The organism is Streptomyces sp. NPDC046866, assembly GCF_040704625.1.
In the GTDB taxonomy this organism is placed as follows: domain Bacteria; phylum Actinomycetota; class Actinomycetes; order Streptomycetales; family Streptomycetaceae; genus Streptomyces.
Window position 1 is genome coordinate 134,434 of the sequence record NZ_JBEYXN010000009.1, and the last position, 21,239, is coordinate 155,672.

Here is a 21,239-nt window from a genome sequence, read left to right on the forward strand (position 1 = left end):
GCCGTCGCCTATCAGGGTGGTCCCGGCCCGACCCCCTTCCGCCGAGCCGTCCGCGCAGGTCAGCGTGGTGCCGAGGCCGCTCCGGAACCCGTCCGGGGCGCACCCGTCCACCAGGAGTTGACCCGTCATGCGTACGAGTTCCCCCGCACGAGCCGCCTTCCGACGCACCGCCGGCGTCCGGTCCGCGACCGGATCCGCCGCCGGAGCCACGCCCACCGCCGCGGTCCGCACCGCCGGCACCGGGCGCAGCACGGTCCTGGCCGTCGCCGTACTGGCGCTCGCGGCCCTGATCCCGGGCACCGCAGGCACCGCGCACGCCGCCGGACCGCCGCCGAAGAAGGCGGTGCCCTGCGCCACCGGGCAGCTGTGCCTGTGGGCGAAGCCCGAGTTCAAGGGCGCCCGCACCACCCGCGAGCTCAGCACCCTCGACATCAACAGCTGCACCGCACTGCCCGAGGGGACCAGCGCCCAGTCCCTCATCAACCGCACCGGCCGGCCGGTGACGACCTACCAGTCGGCCGTGTGCGCCGAGACGGGGGAGTTCCAGACGTATCCCGGCGACGGAGTCCAGCTGCCCGAGTCGCCCTACCTGATCCGGGCCTTCAAGGTCTGGGAGCGGTAACCGCAGCGGGCGCGGCCGCCGGCAGCGCCGGGGCCGCCTCGGGCTGCGGGGCCGGCACCTCGGCCCCCGCGTCCGGGGCGGCCCCGGCCAGCCGGGCGACCTCGGCGCGCAGCGCCCGCACCTCCGCGGCCAGCTCGGCGATGGCGGCGGTCTGGGCCCGCTCCACCAGGTCGTCCCGCTCGAAGCGGGAGATGAACCAGGCGGCGATGTTGGCGGTGACCACACCCAGCAGGGCGATGCCCGACAGCATCAGCCCCACCGCGAGCACCCGGCCGAGCCCGGTGGTGGGGGAGTGGTCGCCGTAGCCGACGGTGGTCATGGTGGTGAAGCTCCACCACACCGCATCGCCCAGGTTCTTGATGTTGCCGTCGGGGGCGTCGCGCTCCACGCTCAGCACGGCGAGCGAGCCGAACATCAGCAGCCCGACCACCGCCCCCGCCACGTACGTGGTCAGCCGGATCTGCGGAGCCATCCGGGCCCGGCGGCCCACCAGCAGCAGGGTGGCCACCAGCCGCAGCAGCCGCAGGGGCTGGATCATCGGCAGCAGCACGGCCGCCAGGTCCAGCCAGTGGGTCCGTACGAAGGCCCGCTTGGCCGTCGACAGGCCCAGCCGCATCAGATAGTCGGCGGCGAAGGCCCCCCACACCACCCACTCGGTGAGCGTGCACGCACGGTGCACCCGCGCGTCCGCATCGGGCGCGACGATCGGGACGGCGTACGCGACGGCGAACGCGATGGCGAGCACGAGCAGCGGGGTCTGGCTCCGCCGCTCCCACCGCAGCTGGCGGGAGGGTTCCTTCATACGAAGCATCGTAAGGAACAGGTAAAGCCGCACGGACCGAAACGGACCCGCGCAGGGCTGCAGCGGCCGGAGCAGCGGCGGCGGGCCGGGGCGCACTCCCGCGCCCCGGCCCGCCGCTCCCGTGCCGTCCGGCCCGGCCGTGCTACGCGTCGCCGCCGGCTGCGCCCGGGTCGGCCGCCGCCACGTCCAGCAGGCGGTAGCGGTCCACCGCCTGCTTCAGCGCGGAGCGGTCGATCTTGCCCTCCTTGGCCAGCTCGGTCAGGACCGCGAGCACCACCGACTGGGCGTCGATGTGGAAGAAGCGCCGGGCCGCGCCGCGGGTGTCCGCGAAGCCGAAGCCGTCCGCGCCCAGCGAGGTGTACGCACCGGGCACCCAGCGGGCGATCTGGTCCGGGACGGCCCGCATCCAGTCCGAGACCGCGACGAAGGGCCCCTCGGCGGAGGAGAGCTTGCGCGTCACGTACGGCACGCGCTGGTCCTCCTCCGGGTGGAGCAGGTTGTGCTCCTCCACCTCGACGGCCTCGCGGCGCAGCTCGTTCCAGGAGGTCGCCGACCAGACGTCCGCCCTGACGTTCCACTCCTCGGCGAGGATCCGCTGGGCCTCCAGCGCCCAGGGCACCGCCACGCCCGAGGCCAGGATCTGCGCCGGCACCGCGCCGGAGGTGCCCGTGGCCACCCGGTGGATCCCCTTGAGGATGCCGTCCACGTCGACGTTGGCGGGCTCCGCCGGGTGCTGGATCGGCTCGTTGTAGACGGTCAGGTAGTAGAAGACGTCCTCGGCGTCCGGGCCGTACATCCGGCGCAGGCCGTCCTTGACGATGTGCGCGATCTCGTACCCGTAGGCCGGGTCGTACGCCACGCAGCCCGGGTTCGTCGCCGCCAGCAGTTGCGAGTGGCCGTCGGCGTGCTGGAGGCCCTCACCCGTCAGGGTGGTCCGGCCCGCGGTCGCGCCCAGGACGAATCCGCGCGCCAGCTGGTCGGCCATCTGCCAGAACTGGTCACCCGTGCGCTGGAAACCGAACATCGAGTAGAAGACGTAGACCGGGATCAGCGGCTCGCCGTGCGTCGCGTACGCCGAACCCGCGGCGATCAGCGAGGCCGTGCAGCCCGCCTCCGAGATGCCGTCGTGCAGCATCTGGCCGGTCGGCGACTCCTTGTACGCCAGCAGCAGGTCGCGGTCGACCGCCTCGTACTGCTGCCCCAGCGGGTTGTAGATCTTGGCGCTCGGGAAGAACGCGTCCATGCCGAAGGTGCGGTACTCGTCCGGCGCGATCAGCACGAACCGCTTGCCGATCTCCTTGTCCCGCATCAGGTCCTTCAGGATGCGGACGAAGGCCATGGTCGTGGCGATCGACTGGTGGCCGGTGCCCTTCTTGGCGGCCGCGTACGCCTTGTCGTCCGGCAGCTGCAGGGGCTTGGCGCGCACCACGCGGGTGGGGACGTAGCCCCCCAGCGACCTGCGCTGGTCGTGCATGTACTGGATCTCGGGCGAGTTGCGGCCCGGGTGGTAGTACGGCGGGGCGCCGCTCTCCAGCTGTGCGTCCGTGATCGGGATGTGCAGGCGGTCGCGGAAGCGCTTGAGGTCGTCGACCGTCAGCTTCTTCATCTGGTGCGTGGCGTTGCGGCCCTCGAAGTTCGGGCCGAGGGTCCAGCCCTTGATCGTCTTGGCCAGGATCACCGTCGGCTGACCCTTGTGGGCGCGCGCCGCCGCGTAGGCCGCGTAGATCTTCTTGTGGTCGTGGCCGCCGCGGCCCAGGTGCAGGATCTGGTCGTCGGTCATGTTCTCGACCATGGCGCGCAGCCGCTGGTCGTCGCCGAAGAAGTGCTCGCGGATGTACGCGCCGGTCTCGGTGGCGTACGTCTGGAACTGGCCGTCGGGCGTCGAGTTCATCTTGTTGACCAGGATGCCGTCGCGGTCCTGGGCCAGCAGCGGGTCCCAGGAGCGGTCCCAGATCAGCTTGATGACGTTCCAGCCGGCGCCGCGGAAGATCGACTCCAGCTCCTGGATGATCTTCCCGTTGCCGCGCACCGGGCCGTCGAGCCGCTGCAGGTTGCAGTTGACGACGAAGGTCAGGTTGTCGAGGCCCTCGCGGGCGGCGAGCGACAGCTGGCCCAGCGACTCCGGCTCGTCCATCTCGCCGTCGCCGAGGTACGCCCAAACGTGTGACTTGGAGGTGTCCGCGATCCCGCGCGCCTCCATGTACCGGTTCATGCGGGCCTGGTAGATCGCCCCGATCGGGCCGAGGCCCATCGAGACGGTCGGGAACTCCCAGAAGTCCGGCATCAGCCGCGGGTGCGGATAGCTGGACAGGCCGTACGGGGCCTTGGACTTCTCCTGGCGGAAGGCGTCGAGCTGCTGCTCGGAGAGCCGGTCCAGCAGGTAGGCGCGGGCGTAGACGCCGGGCGAGGCATGGCCCTGGAAGAAGATCTGGTCGCCGCCGTCGCCCTCGTCCTTGCCCCGGAAGAAGTGGTTGAAGCCCACGTCGTAGAGCGAGGCGGAGGAGGCGAACGTGGCGATGTGGCCGCCGACGCCGATCCCGGGGCGCTGAGCGCGCGAGACCATCACGGCCGCGTTCCAGCGGGTGGCGTTGAGGACCTTGCGCTCGATCTCCTCGTTGCCGGGGAAGAACGGCTCGTCCTTGGTGGCGATCGTGTTGACGTAGTCCGAGCTGCGCATCTCGGGCACGGCGACGCGCCGCTCGCGGGCGCGCTCGATCAGGCGCAGCATCAGATAGCGGGCGCGTTCACGGCCGCGCTCGTCCACGGCGGCGTCCAGGGAGTCGAGCCACTCCTTCGTCTCCTCCGGATCGAAGTCCGGGACCTGGCTCGGCAGGCCGCCAATGATGATCGGATTGCGATCGGATGCGGAAGCCACGCTGTTCCTTCGCTGTCAGGGGAGTCGTGCCTCGGGTTTCGCCGCCTCCCATGGTCTTACGCTCGGTCCCAATCGTCATCTCTACCACTGGGTAATCCCTGGAGTCGGCGGCGATTCGCGATGCCGTCGGCGACTGGTCCGGACACTGCTTCAACCCTACGCCTCGGATGATCACCGCGTTCGCAAGTTCGTTCGCCTCTCAAACGGGTGTGAAAGTTCCGAAGCGATGCCGAATGGGCCGGAATGGTGTGGGATGAATCACGGGAGGAACATGCGGGAAGGCTGAAAGTTGCGGCGAGACGGCCGCAATCGTCACCGTTTCGACGGTCTCCGCGGCCGGGTACTTGCGCGATCCGCCGCGCCCGTGTGGACTACGCCCAATGCTGCGCGTACGCGCGCCGCCGAAGACATTCACCGAACATGAGCAGGAGGCACCCCGTGAGCGCGACCGCGGACCACGCGGAGAGCCTGGCCGCCCGGCTGGGTTTCCAGTCCGAACAGGTGGTCCAGGAGATCGGCTACGACGACGACGTCGATCACGAGTTCCGCGAGGAGATCGAGGAACTGATCGGCAACGACCTCGTCGACGAGGACTACGACGACGTGGCCGACGCGGTGCTGCTGTGGTTCCGCAACGAGGACGGCGATCTGACCGATGCCCTCGTCGACGCCACCGAGCTGCTCGAGGACGCCGCGCTGATCCTGCTGCTGACCCCGAAGACGGGCCGCCCGGGCTACGTCGAGGCCAGCGACATCAGCGAGGCCGCCGAGACCGCCGGTCTGTCGCAGACGAGGCCCGTCAGCGTCGGCAAGGAGTGGGCCGCCAGCAAGCTGGTGACCCCCAAGGCAGCCAAGTCCAAGCGCTGAACCGCGCCCCGCAGCCAAGCGGAGACACGCCCCGCCGACCCCCGTCGGCGGGGCGTGTGCGTTCCCCGCCGCGGCCCGCCTAGGCTGGGCCTCACCCGATCAGCCCAGCGGAGGGCTGCGGGAACGAAGGGATGCGACAGATGGCGATCGAGGTCGGCACCAAGGCCCCGGACTTCGAACTCAAGGACAACCACGGCGCCACCGTGCGGCTCTCCGACTTCCGCGGGGAGAAGGCCGTCGTGCTGCTCTTCTACCCGTTCGCCTTCACCGGCGTGTGCACCGGCGAGCTGTGCGAGCTGCGCGACCAGCTGCCGCGCTTCCAGAACGACGACGTGCAGCTGCTGGCGGTCTCCAACGACTCCGTGCCGACCCTGCGCGTCTTCGCCGAGCGGGAGAACCTCGACTACCCGCTGCTCTCCGACTTCTGGCCGCACGGCGAGACCTCCCGCGCCTACGGCGTCTTCGACGAGGAGAAGGGCTGCGCGGTCCGCGGCACCTTCATCATCGACAAGGACGGCATCGTGCGCTGGACCGTCGTCAACGGCCTGCCCGACGCGCGTGACCTGAACGAGTACATCAAGGCGCTCGACAGCCTCTGAGCCCCGGACGGGCTCCCGTCGGCCGGTTCGGCGTGAAACCTCGTGCCGACGGGAACCCGTCACTAGGATCGACACGTTGATCCGGTAGCTCCCCCGGCCGGCGCCGGGGGCCCACCGCACGATCAGGGGCACCGCCCCGCATGAACCCATTGGAGGACCCGTGGGAGTCAGCCTCAGCAAGGGCGGCAACGTCTCGCTGACCAAGGCCGCACCGAACCTGACGGCCGTGCTCGTCGGTCTGGGCTGGGATGCCCGCACCACCACCGGTGTCGACTTCGACCTCGACGCCAGCGCGATCCTGACCAACGACCAGGGCAAGGTCGCCAACGACGCGAACTTCGTGTTCTTCAACAACCTGAAGAGCCCCGACGGCTCGGTCGAGCACACCGGTGACAACCTCACCGGCGAGGGCGAGGGCGACGACGAGGCGATCAAGGTGAACCTGGCCGCCGTCCCGGCCGATGTCGCCAAGATCGTCTTCCCGGTCTCGATCTACGAGGCCGAGAGCCGCCAGCAGAGCTTCGGCCAGGTCCGCAACGCGTACATCCGCGTCGTGAACCAGGCCGACAACACCGAGCTCGCCCGCTACGACCTCTCCGAGGACGCCTCGACCGAGACGGCCATGGTCTTCGGCGAGCTGTACCGCAACGGTGCGGAGTGGAAGTTCCGCGCCATCGGCCAGGGGTACGCCTCCGGCCTGCGCGGCATCGCCCAGGACTTCGGCGTCAACGTCTGAGCCTGCCCGCTTCACCCGTCCGGCGCCGTGCACACCCCGTGTGTACGGCGCCGGACGCGCTTGGCCAACGCTTCACCGCCGGCCCGCCGCACACCCACGGGCGCGCCGCGACCACCACGTCGTCCGGGGAGGACTTCAACATGGGCGTCACACTCGCCAAGGGGGGCAACGTCTCCCTGTCCAAGGCCGCACCGAACCTCACCCGGGTCCTGGTCGGTCTCGGCTGGGACGCGCGCTCGACCACGGGGGCCGACTTCGACCTCGACGCCAGCGCCCTGCTGTGCCGCGAGGGCCGGGTCCTGGGGGACCAGTACTTCGTCTTCTACAACAACCTCAAGAGCCCCGAGGGTTCCGTCGAACACACGGGTGACAACCTCACCGGCGAGGGTGAGGGCGACGACGAGTCGATCATCGTCGACCTGACCAAGGTGCCGGCGGAGGTGGACAAGATCGTCTTCCCGGTCTCGATCCACGAGGCGGACGCCCGCCGCCAGACGTTCGGGCAGGTCACCAACGCGTTCATCCGCGTCGTCAACGAGACGGACGGCCAGGAGCTGGCGCGCTACGACCTCACAGAGGACGCCTCCACCGAGACCGCGATGATCTTCGGGGAGGTCTACCGGTACGGCGGTGAATGGAAGTTCCGTGCGGTGGGACAGGGGTACGCGTCGGGCCTGAGGGGCATCGCTCTAGACTTCGGGGTCAACGTTTCGTAAAGCCGTACAAGACGATGGGGTGCCAGTGGTTCTGAAAACCTTCGGCTGGTCGTTCGCAGTCACTGCGCTCGGCCTCGCCGCTGCGGTGTTGTACGGGGGGGCGCCCGCTTTCGGGATCGTGGCCATCCTCTCCATCCTGGAAATTTCGCTGTCGTTCGACAACGCGGTGGTCAACGCCGGGATCCTGAAGAAGATGAACGCCTTCTGGCAGAAGATCTTCCTCACGGTCGGCGTGCTCATCGCCGTCTTCGGCATGCGCCTGGTCTTCCCCGTCGTCATCGTCGCGATCAGCGCCAAGATCGGCCCGATCGAGGCCGTCAACCTGGCGATGACGGACAAGGACCGGTACCAGCAACTGGTCACGGACGCCCACCCGGCCATTGCCGCCTTCGGCGGCATGTTCCTGTTGATGATCTTCCTCGACTTCATCTTCGAGGACCGCGACATCAAGTGGCTGGCCTGGCTGGAGCGTCCGCTGGCCAAGCTCGGCAAGATCGACATGCTCTCGGCGTGCATCGCGCTGATCGTCCTGCTGATCACCTCGATGACCTTCGCCGTCAACGCGCACCAGCACGGCGGCGTCCACGTCGACAAGGCGCAGACCGTCCTCGTCTCCGGCATCGCCGGCCTGATCACCTACATGATCGTCGGCGGCCTCTCCGGCTTCTTCGAGAACAAGCTGGAGGAAGAGGAGGAGGCCGAGCACGAGGCCGAGGAGGAGGCCAAGCGCAGCGGCAAGCAGGTCTCCGTCGTCGCGATGGCCGGCAAGGCCGCCTTCTTCATGTTCCTCTACCTGGAGGTCCTCGACGCCTCCTTCTCCTTCGACGGCGTCATCGGCGCCTTCGCCATCACCAACGACATCGTGCTGATGGCCCTGGGCCTCGGCATCGGCGCCATGTACGTCCGGTCCCTCACGGTCTACCTGGTCCGCCAGGGCACCCTCGACGACTACGTGTACCTGGAGCACGGCGCGCACTACGCGATCGGCGCGCTCGCCGCGATCCTCCTGGTCACCATCCAGTACGAGATCAACGAGATCATCACCGGCCTCGTCGGCGTCATCCTGATCGCCTGGTCCTTCTGGTCCTCGGTGCGCCGCAACAAGCGCATGGAGCTGGAGGGCGCCACCGCGGAGGCATGACCGCGGCGGTAATGCGGAACGCTCCAAGCGGGGCGGCCCGCCGGGTCCACGGACCCGGCAGGCCGCCCCGTCCGCGTCAGCGGACGCAGCACGTAAGACGCAGAGCACGAGATGCACACAGACAAAGGACATGCAGGGCACACAGGAGAACCGCGGGACGGGCCATCCCGCGGCACAGGGGGGACAGGGGAACAGGGGATGGGATTCTTCGACGGGTTCTTCGACGGCATCCGCGGGAGCCGCGCCCTTCAATTCGACACGGGCAACGCCTCGGACGCGATCGAGCTCACCAAGCGGCGCCCGACGGTGTCGCTGACCAAACAGGGAGCGGTCCACGGGAACCTACGGGTCAACCTGTCCTGGCGGATGCGCACCTCGGACATCGGCGAGGGCGGCGGGCACGGCAGCCGGCTCCTGCGGCACCCCCTGCGGCTCTTCAAGCCGGAGATGGTCCAGGGCCACACCCAGGGCATGGTCAACGTCGACCTCGACATCGGCTGCCTCTACGAGCTCGCGGACGGCACCCGGGGCGTCGTCCAGCCGCTGGGCAACCTGCTCGGCGACATCAACAGCCCGCCGTACGTGAAGCTCAGCGGTGACGACCGCTTCGGGGCGCCCTCGGGGGAGACGGTCTTCGTCAACCTCGACCACGCCGAGGACATCAAACGGCTGCTGGTCTTCGTCTACATCTACGACCAGACCCCGGCCTTCGACCGCACCCACGCCATGGTCACGCTCTACCCGATCACCGGGCCGCGGATCGAGATCCCGCTGGACGAACGGCATCCGCAGGCCCGTTCCTGTGCCGTGGTCTCCCTGGAGCACGCGAAGGGCGAGCTGATCGTGCGGCGCGAGGTGAAGTTCGTGTACGGGTTCCAGTCCGAGCTGGACCGGCTGTACGGGTGGGGCCTGCAGTGGGGGCGCGGCTACAAGACCACCAAGGCCTGACCGCGGGGCCGGTGGCGGCCCCGCGGTCAGGCGCCGTCTTCGGCGCCGCCGGCCGGGTGCGCCGTCAGCGGCGGATGAACTGCGGGCCCTGCACCGGCAGCCGGAACGCCGGGTCGCCGCCCGGGGCCGGCACGGGCACCGGGGACACCGGCTGCGGGTACCCGTACGCCGGCTGCGCGGCCGGCGGGGCCTGGGTCTGCGGCGTCGGCGTCTGCTGCGGCACCGGCGGTGTCGGCGGGTGCATCGCGGCCGTCTGCTCGGAGGTGGGCCCGGCGGCGCCCGCGCTCGCGGACGCGCCCTCAGAGGCGGCCTCGGAGGCGTTCTCGTCGACGGAGATCCCGTGGTCGGTGGCCAGCCCCACCAGGCCGTCGGAGTAGCCCTCGCCCAGGGCGCGGAACTTCCAGCCCTCGCCCCGGCGGTACAGCTCGCCGCAGATCAGGGCCGTCTCCGCACCGGTCTCGGGCCGCACGTCGAAGTAGGCCACCGGCTCGGAGGCTCCGGTCGCGGTGGCGTCGTACAGCAGGATCCGCAGGTCGCGGACCTGCTCGAACGGCACGTCCTCGGCGGAGGCGACGACCAGGATCCGGTCCACCACCGCGGGCACCGCCCGCAGGTCCGCCTGCACGGCGTCGGTGACCGCCTCGCCGATCTGCTTCTTGCCGAGCCGCCACACGGACCCCGAGGGGTGCCGCGGCTGGTTGTAGAAGACGAAGTCCTCGTCGGAGCGCACCCGGCCGTCCGGGCCCACCAGCAGCGCCGAGGCGTCGACGTCGGGAACCTCGGGGCCGCCGGTCCAGCGCAGCACCGCCCGGACCGCCACCGAGGTCACCGGGATGTTCGAGCCCTTCTGCATCGCGTGCGTCATGCCCGTCATCCTGCCCTTTCGGTGCGGCGGGGAACAACGCGGCCCCCCGCAGGGCCTTGTCCGGCACCCGGGACGTCGGCATTGTGCAAGAGGGTTACCTGAACTTCATGTGCTTGAGGAACTCTTGACTCAGGTTCGTACGTACTATTACCGGCCACGCCAGTCGGGCCGCCGAGGCAGTACGGGGGAAGCACATGCGTCACTTCGGGCACATATCGCCCTCGGTCCGCCAGGACCTCTTCCACCAGGAGCCGGCCGAGTTCACCGCCGCCTCCCCCTCCCGCATGCTCGCCGCCGCCCTGGGCGCCACCCTCTACAGCCCGGCCACCCGCCCCGCGCTCGCCGCCGACATCCGCAAACAGGCCCTCCGCGGCGTCGTCTCCATGGTCCTCTGCCTGGAGGACTCCATCAGCGACGGCGATGTCGCGGGAGCCGAGGAGAACCTCGTCCGGCAGTTCGCCGAGCTCGACGCGGACGGCGTATCGGGCGAGGAGCTGCCGCTGCTCTTCGTCCGCGTCCGCACGCCCGAGCAGATACCCGACCTCGTCCGGCGCCTCGGCAGTTCCGTGCGCAGACTGGCCGGATTCGTAATCCCGAAGTTCACGGAGGGGAGCGGCGCCGGCTTCCTCGACGCGCTCGCCGAGACCGAGGAGCGCAGCGGCCTTGCGCGGCTGTACGCCATGCCCGTCCTGGAGACGCCCGACCTCCTGCACCTGGAGAGCCGCGCCTCCACCCTGGCCGGGATCGCCCGCACCGTGGACCGCCACCGCGAGCGGGTCCTGGCCCTCCGGCTCGGCGTGACCGACTTCTGCTCCGTGTACGGCCTGCGCCGCACCCCCGACATGACCGCGTACGACATCCAGATCGTCGCCGGGGTCATCGCCGACGTGGTGAACGTGCTCAGCCGTGCCGACGGCACCGGCTTCACCGTCACCGGACCCGTCTGGGAGTACTTCCGCCACCAGCAGCGCCTGTTCAAGCCGCAGCTGCGGCGCAGCCCCTTCCTCCAGGAGGGCGTCGAGGAGCTGCGCACCGCGCTCATCGAGCACGACCTCGACGGGCTGCTGCGCGAGATCGAGCTCGACCGGGCCAACGGGCTCCTCGGCAAGACCTGCATCCACCCCTCGCACGTCACCCCCGTGCACGCCCTCTCAGTGGTCTCCCACGAGGAGTTCAGCGACGCCCAGGACATCCTTCGCCCCGAGCGGAACGGCGGCGGGGTCATGCGCTCCGCCTACACGAACAAGATGAACGAGGTGAAGCCCCACCGGGCCTGGGCCGAGCGCACCATGCTGCGCGCCGAGGTCTTCGGCGTGGCCAAGGAGGACGTCGGCTTCGTCGACCTGCTCACGGCCGGGCTCCAGGTGTGAGCGGGCCCGTGTCCACCTCGGCCGACTCGCTCGGCCCGGATCCGGCCGGTCCGGCCGGGCCGGCCACGAAGAAAGGCAAGACGATCGAAGCGGTCTGGTCCGGAACCTGGGTCGCGGAGCGGCTGGGCGTACGCCTGGAAGGAGCCGGCGCCCCCGGGGCGCCACGGTTGCAGGAGCTGCTGGGCCTCGCCCTGCGGCGCAACCCCAAGCGGGCCCACCTGCTGGTCTCCCGGATCCTCGGCAAGCACGTCCCGCAGTCCCCGCGGGCCGTCCACGCCGCCGGGTACGGGCTCGGGGAGCGGGTGCGCGCCCTGCTCGACGCCTCGGGCGAGGACCCGGCCTCCGCGGTGGTCCTCGGGTACGCCGAGACCGCGACGGGCCTGGGCCACTGCGTGGCCGACGGGCTCGGGGCGGCGCCCTACCTGCACTCCACCCGCCGGCCCGTGCCGGGCGTGAGGGCGGCCGGCGGCTTCGAGGAGTCGCACTCGCACGCCACCTCGCACCTGCTGCTGCCCGAGGACCCGAAGCTGCTGGCGGGCACCGGGCCCCTGGTCCTCGTCGACGACGAGTTCTCCACCGGCAACACCGTCCTGAACACCATCCGCGACCTGCACGCCCGCCACCCGCGCACGCACTACGTCGTCGTCGCCCTGGTCGACATGCGCTCCGCGGCCGACCGCGAGCGGCTCACCGCCTTCGCCGGGGAGATCGGCGCGCGCGTCGACCTCCTGGCCGTCGCCTCCGGCACGGTGCACCTGCCCGAGGGCGTCCTGGCCAGGGGACAGGCGCTGGTCGAGCAGTACGAGACGCCGGTCGAGCGGTACGAGTCGCCGGTCGAGCGGTACGAAACGGGCGGCGCGGCCGCGGCCCCGGCGCCGCGGGTGCCCGCCGCGCGCGGCGCCGGCCCGGCCGCCGTCCGGCGGGTCGCGCTGGACTGGCCCGCCGGGGTCCCCGACGGCGGGCGGCACGGATTCACCCCCGCGCACCGGGCCCGGCTCGAGGCCGCCCTGCCCGCCCTGGCCCGGCAGCTCGCCGACGCGCTGGGCGAGGCGCCCGGGCGGAGCGGGCCGGGCGGGCGGGCCGGGCGGGTCCTCGTGCTCGGCAACGAGGAGCTGATGTACGCGCCGCTGCGCCTCGCGCTGGCCCTGGAGGAGTCCGGGGCGGCGGCCGAGGTCCGCTTCTCCACCACCACCCGCTCACCCGTCCTCGCCGTCGACGACCCCGGCTACGCGATCCGCACCCGGCTCGTCTTCCCCGCCCACGACGCCCCCGCCGACGGCCCGGGCGACCGGTACGCGTACAACGTCGCCGGGGCCGGCTTCGACACCGTCGTCGCCGTGGTCGACAGCTGCGCGGACACGGCCGAACTGCACGCCCCCGACGGGCTCCTCGCCCGCCTCGCCCCGCACACCGGCCGGGTCGTCCTCGCGGTCGTGCCCTCGTACACTCCCGGCGCGGACCGCCCCGGCGGCCGCCGCCACGCCTCTCCCGACCGGCAGGAGCCGACCATGCCCGAGCCGCTGCGCGGCCCCGCCTTCTCCTCGTACGCCGCCGAGGACGTCGGCTGGCTCCTGCAGGACCTCTCCGGCGTGGCCCTGGAGGCGCCGACCGAGGAGCGCGAGGAGGCCATCCAGGCGGGCGGCGCGCACTACGCCGAGTCGCTGCCCGTCGAGTACCAGCCGTCCGAGCGCTACCAGGAGCTCTACCGCAGCGCACTCGCCGGCTCCGCCGCCCGGATCGCCCGCGCGGTCGGCACGGTCACCGAGACCGTCCTCGCCGAGCGGACCCCGTCCCCGGTGCTGGTCTCCCTGGCCCGCGCCGGCACCCCCGTCGGCGTGCTGATGCGGCGCTGGGCCAAGGCCCGGCACGGCCTGGACCTGCCGCACTACGCCGTCTCCATCGTGCGCGGCCGCGGCATCGACGCCAACGCGCTGCGCTGGCTGGCCGCCCACCACGATCCGGCCGACGTGGTCTTCGTCGACGGCTGGACCGGCAAGGGCGCCATCACGCGGGAGCTGGCCGTCGCGCTGAAGGCCCATCAGGAGCGGGAGGGGGGCCCGGCGTTCGACCCGGACGTCGTCGTCCTCGCCGACCCTGGCTCGTGCGTGGCCACGTACGGCACCCGCGAGGACTTCCTGATCCCCTCCGCCTGCCTCAACTCCACCGTTTCCGGACTGATATCGCGTACGGTGCTCAGGTCCGACCTGGTCGGGCCCGCCGACTTCCACGGCGCGAAGTTCTACCGCGAGCTCGCCGGGGCCGACGTCTCCGCCGACTTCGTCGACACCGTCGCGGCCCGCTTCGACGAGGTCGCCGAGGACGTCGCCGCCGAGGTCAAGGAGCTGCTCGCGGCCGACCGCACCCCGACCTGGGAGGGCTGGGCGGCCGTCGAGCGGATCAGTGAGGAGTACGGCATCCACGACGTGAACCTGGTCAAGCCGGGCGTAGGCGAGACGACGCGCGTCCTGCTGCGCCGCGTGCCCTGGAAGATCCTGGCGCAGCGCGGCGCGGGGGCCGACCTGGACCACGTACGGCTGCTCGCCGAGCAGCGCGGCGTGCCGGTCGAGGAGGTCGACGGCCTGCCGTACACCTGCGTAGGACTCATCCACCCCCGCTTCACGCGCGGCGCGACCGGCGCCGACGGAAAGGCTGTGGCCTCCAAGTGACCGTCCTGGTAGCCAGTGACCTCGACCGCACCCTCATCTACTCGACGGCCGCGCTCGGCCTGACCATGCCGGACGCTCAGGCCCCGAGGCTGCTGTGCGTCGAGGTCCACGAGAGCAGGCCGCTGTCGTACATGACGGAGACGGCGGCGGCGCTGCTGGCCGAACTGGCCGCCGACCCGGCAGTGGTGTTCGTGCCCACGACGACCCGGACCCGCAAGCAGTACCAGCGCATCCGCTTCCCCGGCCGCCCGGCGCCGTACGCGATCTGCGCCAACGGCGGCCAGCTGCTGGTGGACGGGGTCCCGGACCGGGACTGGCGGCGCAGGGTCGCGGCCCGGCTCGCCGAGGAGTGCGCCCCGCTGGAGGAGGTCCACGGGCACCTGCTGGCCACGGCCGACCCGGCCTGGCTGCGCAAGGCGCGCGTGGCGGAGGACCTCTTCGCCTACCTGGTGGTGGAGCGGGAGCAGGTGCCGCCGGAGTGGCTCAAGGCCCTGACGGCCTGGGCCGAGGCCCGCGGCTGGACCGTCTCGCTCCAGGGCCGCAAGATCTACGCGGTGCCGCGGCCGCTGACGAAGAGCGCGGCCATGCGCGAGGTGGCCCGCCGCACCGGCGCCACCACCACCCTCGCGGCCGGGGACTCCCTGCTCGACGCCGACCTGCTGCTGGCGGCCGACGCCGCCTGGCGGCCCGGCCACGGCGAACTGGCCGACGCGGCCTGGCACGCGCCGTCGGTCACGGCCCTGGCCGAAAAGGGCGTCCTGGCGGGCGAGGAAATCGTGCGGGCGTTTGCCCGGACCGCCCGAACCGGGCTCGGGGTGGGCACACTTGGCGCATGACCAAGGGCAACACGACCAAGATCACTGACGAGCTCTACCGCTACGTGCTCGACCACAACCCCCCGCTCGACCCGGTCCAGCAGGGGCTCGTCGAGACGACGTACGCGAAGTTCCCCGATGTGGCGGGCATGCAGTCCGCGGAGGAGCAGGGCCCGCTGCTCGCCTTCCTGGTGCGGCTGACGGGCGCCCGCCGCATCGTGGAGATCGGCACCTTCACCGGCTTCTCCACCCTCTCGATGGCGCAGGCGCTCCCCGCGGACGGGGTGCTGATCGCCTGCGACATCTCCGAGGAGTGGACCGCGTACGGGAAGGAGGCCTGGACGGCGGCGGGCGTCGCCGACCGGATCGACCTGCGGATCGCGCCGGCGCTGGAGACGCTGCGCGCGATGCCGCAGGAGCCGCACATCGACATGGCGTACGTGGACGCCGACAAGGAGAGCCAGATCGCCTACTGGGAGGAGCTGGTTCCGCGGATGCGCCAGGGCGGGCTGATCGTCACGGACAACACCCTGTTCCACGGCAGCGTCCTGGACGAGTCGGCGACGGGCGCCGCGGCCGGTGTGCGCGCGTACAACGACCACGTGGCGGCGGACCCGCGGATGGAGTCGGTGCTGCTGGCGATCTCCGACGGGCTGACCCTGTCGCGCAAGCGCTGACGGGCACCTGCCGCTCCCCGGTCGGCCGCAGCGGCGGGGCTAGCAGCAGCCTCCGCCGCCGCAGCAGCCGCCGCCGGACGGGGCGGGGGCGCTGCTGGTGCCGCCGACGGCGACGGCCGACAGCAGCTTGACGGTGTCGGAGTGTCCGGCGGGGCAGTCGGCGGGCGCGGACGACTCGGCCATGGGCCGGCTGACCACGAAGGTGTCGTCGCAGGTCCGGCAGCGGAATTCGTAACGAGGCATGCCCCAAGGCTACCGAGCCCGCGCCGGCGCGCCAGTGCCCCGGCGCCGGCCGGGTCCGGCCGGGTCCGGTGGGGTCCGGCGCGGCCCGTTCGGCGCCCGGCTCAGCCGGTGGGGCCCGCGCTGCGGTGGGCGGTGTCGAGCAGCCGCATCTCGTCCTCGGACAGCCGCAGCGCGCCCGCGGCCACGTTGGCGGCCAGGTGGTCCGGATTCCCGGTGCCGGGTATGGCCAGGACGTGCTCCCCGAGGTGCAGCGTCCACGCCAGCCGGACCTGCGCCGGGCTCGCCCCGTGGGCCTGAGCGACGGAGAGGACCGCGGCATCGGTGCCCTGCCCGGCCTGCGCCCCGGCCGCTGCGCCGGCCTGTGCGCGCACGCCCGCCTCGCGGCCCGCACCGGCGATGGAATAGAAGGGGACGAAGGCGACGCCCTGCTCGCCGCAGCTGCGGACGAACTCCTCCTGCTCCGGGCGCACCCCGAGGCCGTACGGGTTCTGCACGCAGACGACGGGGGCGATGGCACGGGCCTCGGCGAGCTGGTGCGGCTGGACGTTCGACAGGCCGAGGTGGCGGATGAGGCCTGCCTCGCGCAGCTCGGCCAGTGCGCCGAACCGCTCGGCGATCGAGTCGGTGCCCACGATCCGGAGGTTCACGAGGTCGAGGTGGTCACGGCCGAGCTGGCGCAGGTTCTCCTCGACCTGGCCGCGCAGCAGGTCGGGGGTGGCGTGCGGCAACCATGCCCCGGACGCGTCCCGGCCCGGGCCGACCTTGGTGGCGATGACGAGGTCGTCGGGGTAGGGGGCGAGGGCCCGGTTGATCAGCTCGTTCGCGGAGCGCAGCCGCGAGAAGTAGAAGGCGGCGGTGTCGATGTGGTTGACGCCCAGCTCGAGGGCGCGGCGCAGCACGGCGATCGCCCGGTCGCGGTCGCCGGGCGGCGCGTCGGGGTCGAAGGCGGTGCCGTCCTGCGGCAGGCGCATCGCGCCGAAGCCGATCCGGTGGACGCGCAGGTCGCCGAGGGTCCAGGTGCCCGAAGCCGCTGCGCTGGTCATCTCTTGGGTCATGCCGGAATGATCACTGCGGGATAGGGTGGGCCGCCACTGATTCAGCCATGACTGAATGCGGGAGGGGCGGTGGCGTGGCTGCGAGGGGTGCGAGGGCCGGGCGGCGGGATGCGGCGGCCGGACGGCAGGCGGTCCTTGCCTTCTCGGCGGGCGACCTGGCGCGGATGCGCTTCGCCGTCTCGCCGCTGTGGCAGGCCGTCGGCGCCTTCCGGCTGCTGCGGTACGGGGCGTACGGGGCGGGTGGCGGGCCGGTCGGCGGGACCGGCTTCGCCGGGCACCCCGTACACCGCCCCTGGCTCGAGCAGGTGCGGCCGCGCGTGGCGGCCGCCGGGCTGGACCGGGGATGGCTCGCCGAGCTGATCCCGGCCGCCGGGTACGCGCCCGACTTCCTCACCCCGGCGCCCGCCGGCCCGGCCCCGGCACTGGAGCAGGAGCTCGCCGAGGTCAGGGCCGCCCCCGCGCTCCGGGTCCGCCACGACCTCGACCACCTGGCCCACCACCGCGGCGGCCGCCTCGGCCCGCGCCTGCGGACGCTGCATGCGCAGCCCGAGGAGCGGCTGGCGCGCGTCGCCGAGGAGATCGAGGCCCTGTGGGAGCTGGCCGTCGCCCCGTACTGGGCCCGCATCCGTACCGTGCTCGACGCCGACGTCCTGCACCGCGCCCGGCAGGCCGCCGAGCACGGAGCCGCCCGGCTCCTGGGCGACCTCCACCCCGGCGTGAGCTGGACCGGCGACGCCCTGCGGCTGGCGCGCCGGCGGCACACCCTGCACCGCGCGACCGCCGGCCCGGGGCTGGTGCTGCTGCCCTCGGTGTTCAAGGGGACCGGCCTGTCCACCCGGGTCGCCCCGCCGGACCCGCCGCAACTGGTCTACCCGGCGCGCGGCACCGGCTCGCTGTGGGCGGCCCGGCCCTCCGGCGCCGCGGTCGGCACCTCGCTCGCCGCGGTGTTCGGGCGCTCGCGCACCCTGCTCCTGACCGAGCTGGACAGCCCGGCCTCCACCACCGAGCTGGCGCACCGCACCGGCCTGTCCCCGGCCCGGGTCTCGCAGTGCCTGATCGCGCTGCGCGAGGCGGGCCTGGTCAGCTCCCACCGGGCCGGCCGCTCGGTGCTGTACGCCCGTACCGGCGCTGCCGAGGCCGTCCTCGCGGCGGCCTCCTCCGCGTAGCCGCGTAGCCGTCCGCGGGCCCGCGGGCAGGGGGCTACCCGCCGACGGTCCGCGTCCGGGCGCGGGTGCGGTCCTCCCGCAGGGCCTGCTCCGGGTGGCGGGCCCGCCAGTACGGATTGTCGTGCGGCAGCGCGCTGCCCACCCGCCCGTACATCCCGAACCACATCAGCATCACGCCGACGACGAAGCTGAACAGCACGTTCTGGATCTCGAAGGCGAGGAAGTTCAGACCGGTGTCCAGCAGGGCGAGATTGACGAACCCGCTCGCGATGAACGCCAGCCCCAGCACGATGTTCAGCGTCGAGGCGAAGTTCCCGCCGATCACCATCCCGACGAACAGCAGCAGCCCGACGCAGATCGACAGGACGCTCAGCGCGCCGTTGGTGTTGAGGGTGAGGACGCGGTCGCCGCCGGTGTCGAAGAACCCGATCCGGTCCATCAGCCCCAGGATCCCGAAGACCACCAGCAGCAGCCCGGTCAGCCCCGCCCCGACCCGGTACACCTTGCTGAGCTTGTGGTCGGCGGGCAGGTGCTCGTCGAGCTGTGCCTCGACCGGATGCATCATCCGGCGCAGCAGCCGGAAGCGTTCCGGGGGCTCATGGGTCGTGTACGGCTCGTGGGGCACGTAGGGCGCGTAGTTCTCGTGCTCCTCGTGGCACCCGTAGGCGGCATGCGGCGCGTACGGGGCATGCGGCGGCGCGGGGGACGGCGCGGGCGCACGGGCTGCACGGGTTGCACGAGGCCTGTGGAAGGTGTGGGCAGCCATACCGCCCCTCCTCTGCTCCGGGCTCCGGTCCCTGGACCTTCCAGCATCCGCCGATGCCCCCACGGGAACAACCCGGCACACACCGCAGGAAACCCGGACGCAACCCAGGGCAGAGGGCCACGGACCAGGACACGGATCAGCCGATCAGCCGAGGGCGCGCCCGCCCCGGATGTCAGCCACCACCCGGCCGACCGCCGCCCGGACCTCCTCCATCTCCTGGAGGAAGTGCCAATAGTCGGGATGCCGGCCCTCGAGGGCGGCGAGCGCCCGGTCCACCCGGGCCACCGAGGCGTCCAGCGGACCCGCGTGCCGCGGATCGGGCACACTGCGGCCCTCCATCGCCAGCCGCTGCGCATCCCGGATCGCGAACCGGGTCCGCTGCACCTCCGCCTGCGGGTCCCGCGCGACCGCCTCCAGCCGCGTCAGCCGGTCCTGCGCGGCCGACACCGCCTCGTCGGTGGAGTCCAGCGCGGCCCGGACCGCCTCCACCAGCGCCGTCACGTCCCCCCAGCGCTGCTCCTCGCGCGCCTGCCCGGCCTCGCGCAGCTGCTCCTCCGCCCGGGCCACGTCCCGTACCGCCTGGTCCGGCACGTGCTGCAGGTCCTGCCAGCACTCCGCGCTGAACCGCCGGCGCAGCTCGCTGAGCACCGGATCCACCCGGTCCGCCCGATTGCGCAGGGCCTGTGCGCGGGTGCGCAGGCTCACCAGCCGCCGGTCGACCTCCGCGGCACGCTCCGGCAACCGGACGAGCTCCGCGCGTATCGCCTCGGCGTCGCGCAGGATCCGGTCCGCGCGCCGGATGGTCTCCTGCACCCCGTGCTGCGCGGCGCCCTGGTTGAGCCGGGTCAGCTCCGGCCCGAGCGCGGCCAGCCGCGCCGCGAGCTCGTCGGCCCGCATCCCCTTGCCGCGGACCTCGTCCAACGCCGTGCTCGCCGCCAGCAGCGCCGCCCGGGCCCGCTCCCGCGCCGGCACGACCCGTGCAAGCTGCGACTCCGCCTGCTCCAGCAGCGGCTGGATCCCCTGGGCGAACCGGTCCAGCTCGGCCTTGGCCTGGACGAGCCCGTCGCGTGCCCGCCCCAGCTCGTCCCGGGCCCGCGCCGCAACGGCACCGTCCAGCTCGGGCCGGTCCAGGTCGTGCGCGTCGACCGCCTCGATGTAGACGTGGCTCGCCTGGTCGATCCGCTGCCCCAGCGCGGCGAACGCCTCGCCCGCCCGCCGGGCCTCCGGCGAGCCGTCCGCGGCGGCGATGGTCTCCAGCGAGATCCGCAGATCCCGCTGGGCGGTGTCCAGCTCGTAGAACGCGGCGGCGGCGGCATCCTTGGCCGCCTGCGCATCCGCCCTCCGACTCTCGCCCCGCCCGCCGAACCACCGCCGGGATGCCGTCGTCACAATCCCTCTCCCGTACGCGTCCGCCATACCCCGCCTGCTCCGCCCATTCTCTCCCACGGGAACGGGTTTGCGTGGGGGCCGTGCCCGCCATGTAGGCTGTCCACTCGTCCACGGGTGCGTAGCTCAGGGGTAGAGCGCTGCTCTTACAAAGCAGATGTCGGCGGTTCGAAACCGTCCGCGCCCACCGGTGTGACCGGCCTATATGCCGGAGAAGGCCCAGGTCAGAGCGTCGCTCAGCCTGGGCCTTCGCCATGTGACTACAGTTTCCCTACGCCTCTGAACGGTCTGACTACGGCTCAGAGCGGTCCCGCTACAGGAGCGCGCCCCCTAAATTCCCCCTATGGGGCAAGCCCTTAGCCGCAGGTCAGCGGCCCAAATGCGGCGGCCCCCCTCCGTGCACTGGAGGGGGGCCGCCTTGCCGCTCGACGCGTTCCCCAGCGTTGCTGGCGGTGGGGCCATGCGCCGTGCGGCCGTTCCTGTGGGCGGTGTCCGCCCGGCCTGAGGTCCACTCGTGGAAGTGAACATACATTCGGTTCCTGGCGGACGCCCACTAGTGGCCCGGCAAGGCCATGATCGAACAATGCCGCTATTCTGCTGCTGACAAGATGATCTTGTTCGGCTGACCTAGCCAGGTGCCAGCCGAACAACCTCAGTGGATCCGCGATGCCCTCAAAAGCCTCGGTGACCGTGTCCGCGTAGCCCGTATCCACGAGAACCTGACGCAGGAACGGCTGGCCGAACTCGCCGAAATCGACCGCTCCACTGTCCAGCGGATCGAGCACGGCACGGGGGACGCGAAATTTAGCCACCTGCTACGCATCGCCAACGCCCTCCGCATCCCGATCAAGCACCTCATGCCGTAGACCACGCCGCAGCGGCGGGTTTCGGTCACCCGGCCGATACCCCCATCCTGCCTGGCAT

At 72.0% G+C, this 21,239-nt stretch carries 20 protein-coding genes and 1 tRNA gene; 14 read left to right on the forward strand and 7 right to left on the reverse strand.

Annotation, left to right across the window (positions count from 1 at the left end; all coding sequences use genetic code 11):
- Nucleotides 1-289 precede the first annotated feature (289 nt).
- A complete protein-coding gene (locus AB0953_RS16220; RefSeq protein WP_366860235.1) occupies nucleotides 290-622 on the forward strand; it encodes a peptidase inhibitor family I36 protein in 333 nt (110 codons plus the stop codon).
- On the opposite strand, the gene AB0953_RS16225 is transcribed toward AB0953_RS16220, so the two are convergent.
- Together AB0953_RS16225 and aceE are read right to left on the reverse strand one after the other, a co-directional pair.
- Complete coding sequence (locus AB0953_RS16225; protein ID WP_366860098.1) at nucleotides 603-1,424, reverse strand: potassium channel family protein; 822 nt, start codon at nucleotides 1,422-1,424, stop codon at nucleotides 603-605. The two genes, AB0953_RS16220 and AB0953_RS16225, sit on opposite strands and share 20 nt — an antisense overlap.
- A 142-nt stretch (nucleotides 1,425-1,566) precedes the next feature.
- Nucleotides 1,567-4,299, reverse strand: a complete 2,733-nt coding sequence (aceE, locus tag AB0953_RS16230) for a pyruvate dehydrogenase (acetyl-transferring), homodimeric type (RefSeq protein ID WP_366860099.1) — start codon at nucleotides 4,297-4,299, stop codon at nucleotides 1,567-1,569.
- A gap of 438 nt (nucleotides 4,300-4,737) precedes the next feature.
- Between aceE and AB0953_RS16235 the strand changes: the two genes are divergently transcribed.
- From AB0953_RS16235 to AB0953_RS16260, 6 genes are all read left to right on the forward strand, one after another.
- Nucleotides 4,738-5,166 (forward strand): DUF3052 domain-containing protein, encoded by a 429-nt coding sequence (locus tag AB0953_RS16235; RefSeq protein WP_366860100.1) that lies wholly within the window; start codon nucleotides 4,738-4,740, stop codon nucleotides 5,164-5,166.
- Between the two features lie 140 nt (nucleotides 5,167-5,306).
- The gene (locus tag AB0953_RS16240; RefSeq protein ID WP_366860101.1) at nucleotides 5,307-5,765 is read left to right on the forward strand and encodes a peroxiredoxin; all 459 of its coding nucleotides are present in this window, start codon (nucleotides 5,307-5,309) and stop codon (nucleotides 5,763-5,765) included.
- A gap of 160 nt (nucleotides 5,766-5,925) precedes the next feature.
- Entirely contained in the window at nucleotides 5,926-6,501 is a 576-nt protein-coding gene (locus AB0953_RS16245; RefSeq protein WP_366860102.1) for a TerD family protein, read from the forward strand.
- Nucleotides 6,502-6,641: 140 nt separating this feature from the next.
- On the forward strand, nucleotides 6,642-7,217 hold the full coding sequence (locus tag AB0953_RS16250) for a TerD family protein (RefSeq protein WP_361905019.1): 576 nt from the start codon (nucleotides 6,642-6,644) through the stop codon (nucleotides 7,215-7,217).
- Between the two features lie 25 nt (nucleotides 7,218-7,242).
- Nucleotides 7,243-8,358, forward strand: a complete 1,116-nt coding sequence (locus AB0953_RS16255) for a DUF475 domain-containing protein (protein ID WP_366860103.1) — start codon at nucleotides 7,243-7,245, stop codon at nucleotides 8,356-8,358.
- Nucleotides 8,359-8,556: 198 nt separating this feature from the next.
- The gene (locus AB0953_RS16260; protein WP_366860104.1) at nucleotides 8,557-9,306 is read left to right on the forward strand and encodes a Tellurium resistance; all 750 of its coding nucleotides are present in this window, start codon (nucleotides 8,557-8,559) and stop codon (nucleotides 9,304-9,306) included.
- 64 nt (nucleotides 9,307-9,370) lie between these two features.
- Here AB0953_RS16260 and AB0953_RS16265 read toward each other — a convergent pair whose 3' ends face one another.
- Nucleotides 9,371-10,171: a TerD family protein gene (locus AB0953_RS16265; RefSeq protein ID WP_366860105.1), complete on the reverse strand. Its 801-nt coding sequence runs from the start codon at nucleotides 10,169-10,171 to the stop codon at nucleotides 9,371-9,373.
- 194 nt (nucleotides 10,172-10,365) lie between these two features.
- On the opposite strand from AB0953_RS16265, the gene AB0953_RS16270 reads away from it, so the two are divergent.
- The 4 genes from AB0953_RS16270 (at nucleotide 10,366) to AB0953_RS16285 (ending at nucleotide 15,699) form a co-directional block, all read left to right on the forward strand.
- On the forward strand, nucleotides 10,366-11,541 hold the full coding sequence (locus AB0953_RS16270) for an HpcH/HpaI aldolase/citrate lyase family protein (RefSeq protein ID WP_366860106.1): 1,176 nt from the start codon (nucleotides 10,366-10,368) through the stop codon (nucleotides 11,539-11,541).
- A gap of 83 nt (nucleotides 11,542-11,624) precedes the next feature.
- The gene (locus AB0953_RS16275; protein WP_366860236.1) at nucleotides 11,625-14,207 is read left to right on the forward strand and encodes a phosphoribosyltransferase; all 2,583 of its coding nucleotides are present in this window, start codon (nucleotides 11,625-11,627) and stop codon (nucleotides 14,205-14,207) included.
- On the forward strand, nucleotides 14,204-15,043 hold the full coding sequence (locus AB0953_RS16280; RefSeq protein WP_366860107.1) for an HAD family hydrolase: 840 nt from the start codon (nucleotides 14,204-14,206) through the stop codon (nucleotides 15,041-15,043). Before AB0953_RS16275 ends, AB0953_RS16280 begins: the two co-directional genes overlap by 4 nt.
- Nucleotides 15,040-15,699 (forward strand): class I SAM-dependent methyltransferase, encoded by a 660-nt coding sequence (locus tag AB0953_RS16285; RefSeq protein ID WP_366860108.1) that lies wholly within the window; start codon nucleotides 15,040-15,042, stop codon nucleotides 15,697-15,699. The genes AB0953_RS16280 and AB0953_RS16285 overlap by 4 nt, the downstream gene beginning before the upstream one ends.
- 39 nt (nucleotides 15,700-15,738) lie before the next feature.
- On the opposite strand, the gene AB0953_RS16290 is transcribed toward AB0953_RS16285, so the two are convergent.
- Both AB0953_RS16290 and AB0953_RS16295 read right to left on the reverse strand, forming a co-directional pair.
- Nucleotides 15,739-15,942: a zinc ribbon domain-containing protein gene (locus AB0953_RS16290; RefSeq protein ID WP_366860109.1), complete on the reverse strand. Its 204-nt coding sequence runs from the start codon at nucleotides 15,940-15,942 to the stop codon at nucleotides 15,739-15,741.
- Nucleotides 15,943-16,043: 101 nt separating this feature from the next.
- Nucleotides 16,044-16,997, reverse strand: a complete 954-nt coding sequence (locus tag AB0953_RS16295) for an aldo/keto reductase (protein ID WP_366860110.1) — start codon at nucleotides 16,995-16,997, stop codon at nucleotides 16,044-16,046.
- 164 nt (nucleotides 16,998-17,161) lie between these two features.
- Here AB0953_RS16295 and AB0953_RS16300 point away from each other — a divergent pair, with 164 nt between their 5' ends.
- A complete protein-coding gene (locus tag AB0953_RS16300; protein WP_366860237.1) occupies nucleotides 17,162-18,163 on the forward strand; it encodes an ArsR family transcriptional regulator in 1,002 nt (333 codons plus the stop codon).
- A gap of 34 nt (nucleotides 18,164-18,197) precedes the next feature.
- Here AB0953_RS16300 and AB0953_RS16305 read toward each other — a convergent pair whose 3' ends face one another.
- Nucleotides 18,198-18,728, reverse strand: coding sequence for a DUF4383 domain-containing protein (locus AB0953_RS16305; protein ID WP_366860238.1), 531 nt, complete (start codon nucleotides 18,726-18,728; stop codon nucleotides 18,198-18,200).
- A gap of 345 nt (nucleotides 18,729-19,073) precedes the next feature.
- Nucleotides 19,074-20,345 (reverse strand): hypothetical protein, encoded by a 1,272-nt coding sequence (locus tag AB0953_RS16310; protein WP_366860111.1) that lies wholly within the window; start codon nucleotides 20,343-20,345, stop codon nucleotides 19,074-19,076.
- An 85-nt stretch (nucleotides 20,346-20,430) separates the two neighbouring features.
- Here AB0953_RS16310 and AB0953_RS16315 point away from each other — a divergent pair.
- Together AB0953_RS16315 and AB0953_RS16320 are read left to right on the forward strand one after the other, a co-directional pair.
- Nucleotides 20,431-20,502: transfer RNA gene (locus AB0953_RS16315), tRNA-Val, on the forward strand.
- A 448-nt stretch (nucleotides 20,503-20,950) separates the two neighbouring features.
- Nucleotides 20,951-21,181 carry a helix-turn-helix transcriptional regulator gene (locus AB0953_RS16320; RefSeq protein WP_366860112.1) on the forward strand — a complete coding sequence of 77 codons (231 nt, stop codon included), beginning with the start codon at nucleotides 20,951-20,953 and terminating at the stop codon, nucleotides 21,179-21,181.
- Nucleotides 21,182-21,239: the final 58 nt, after the last annotated feature.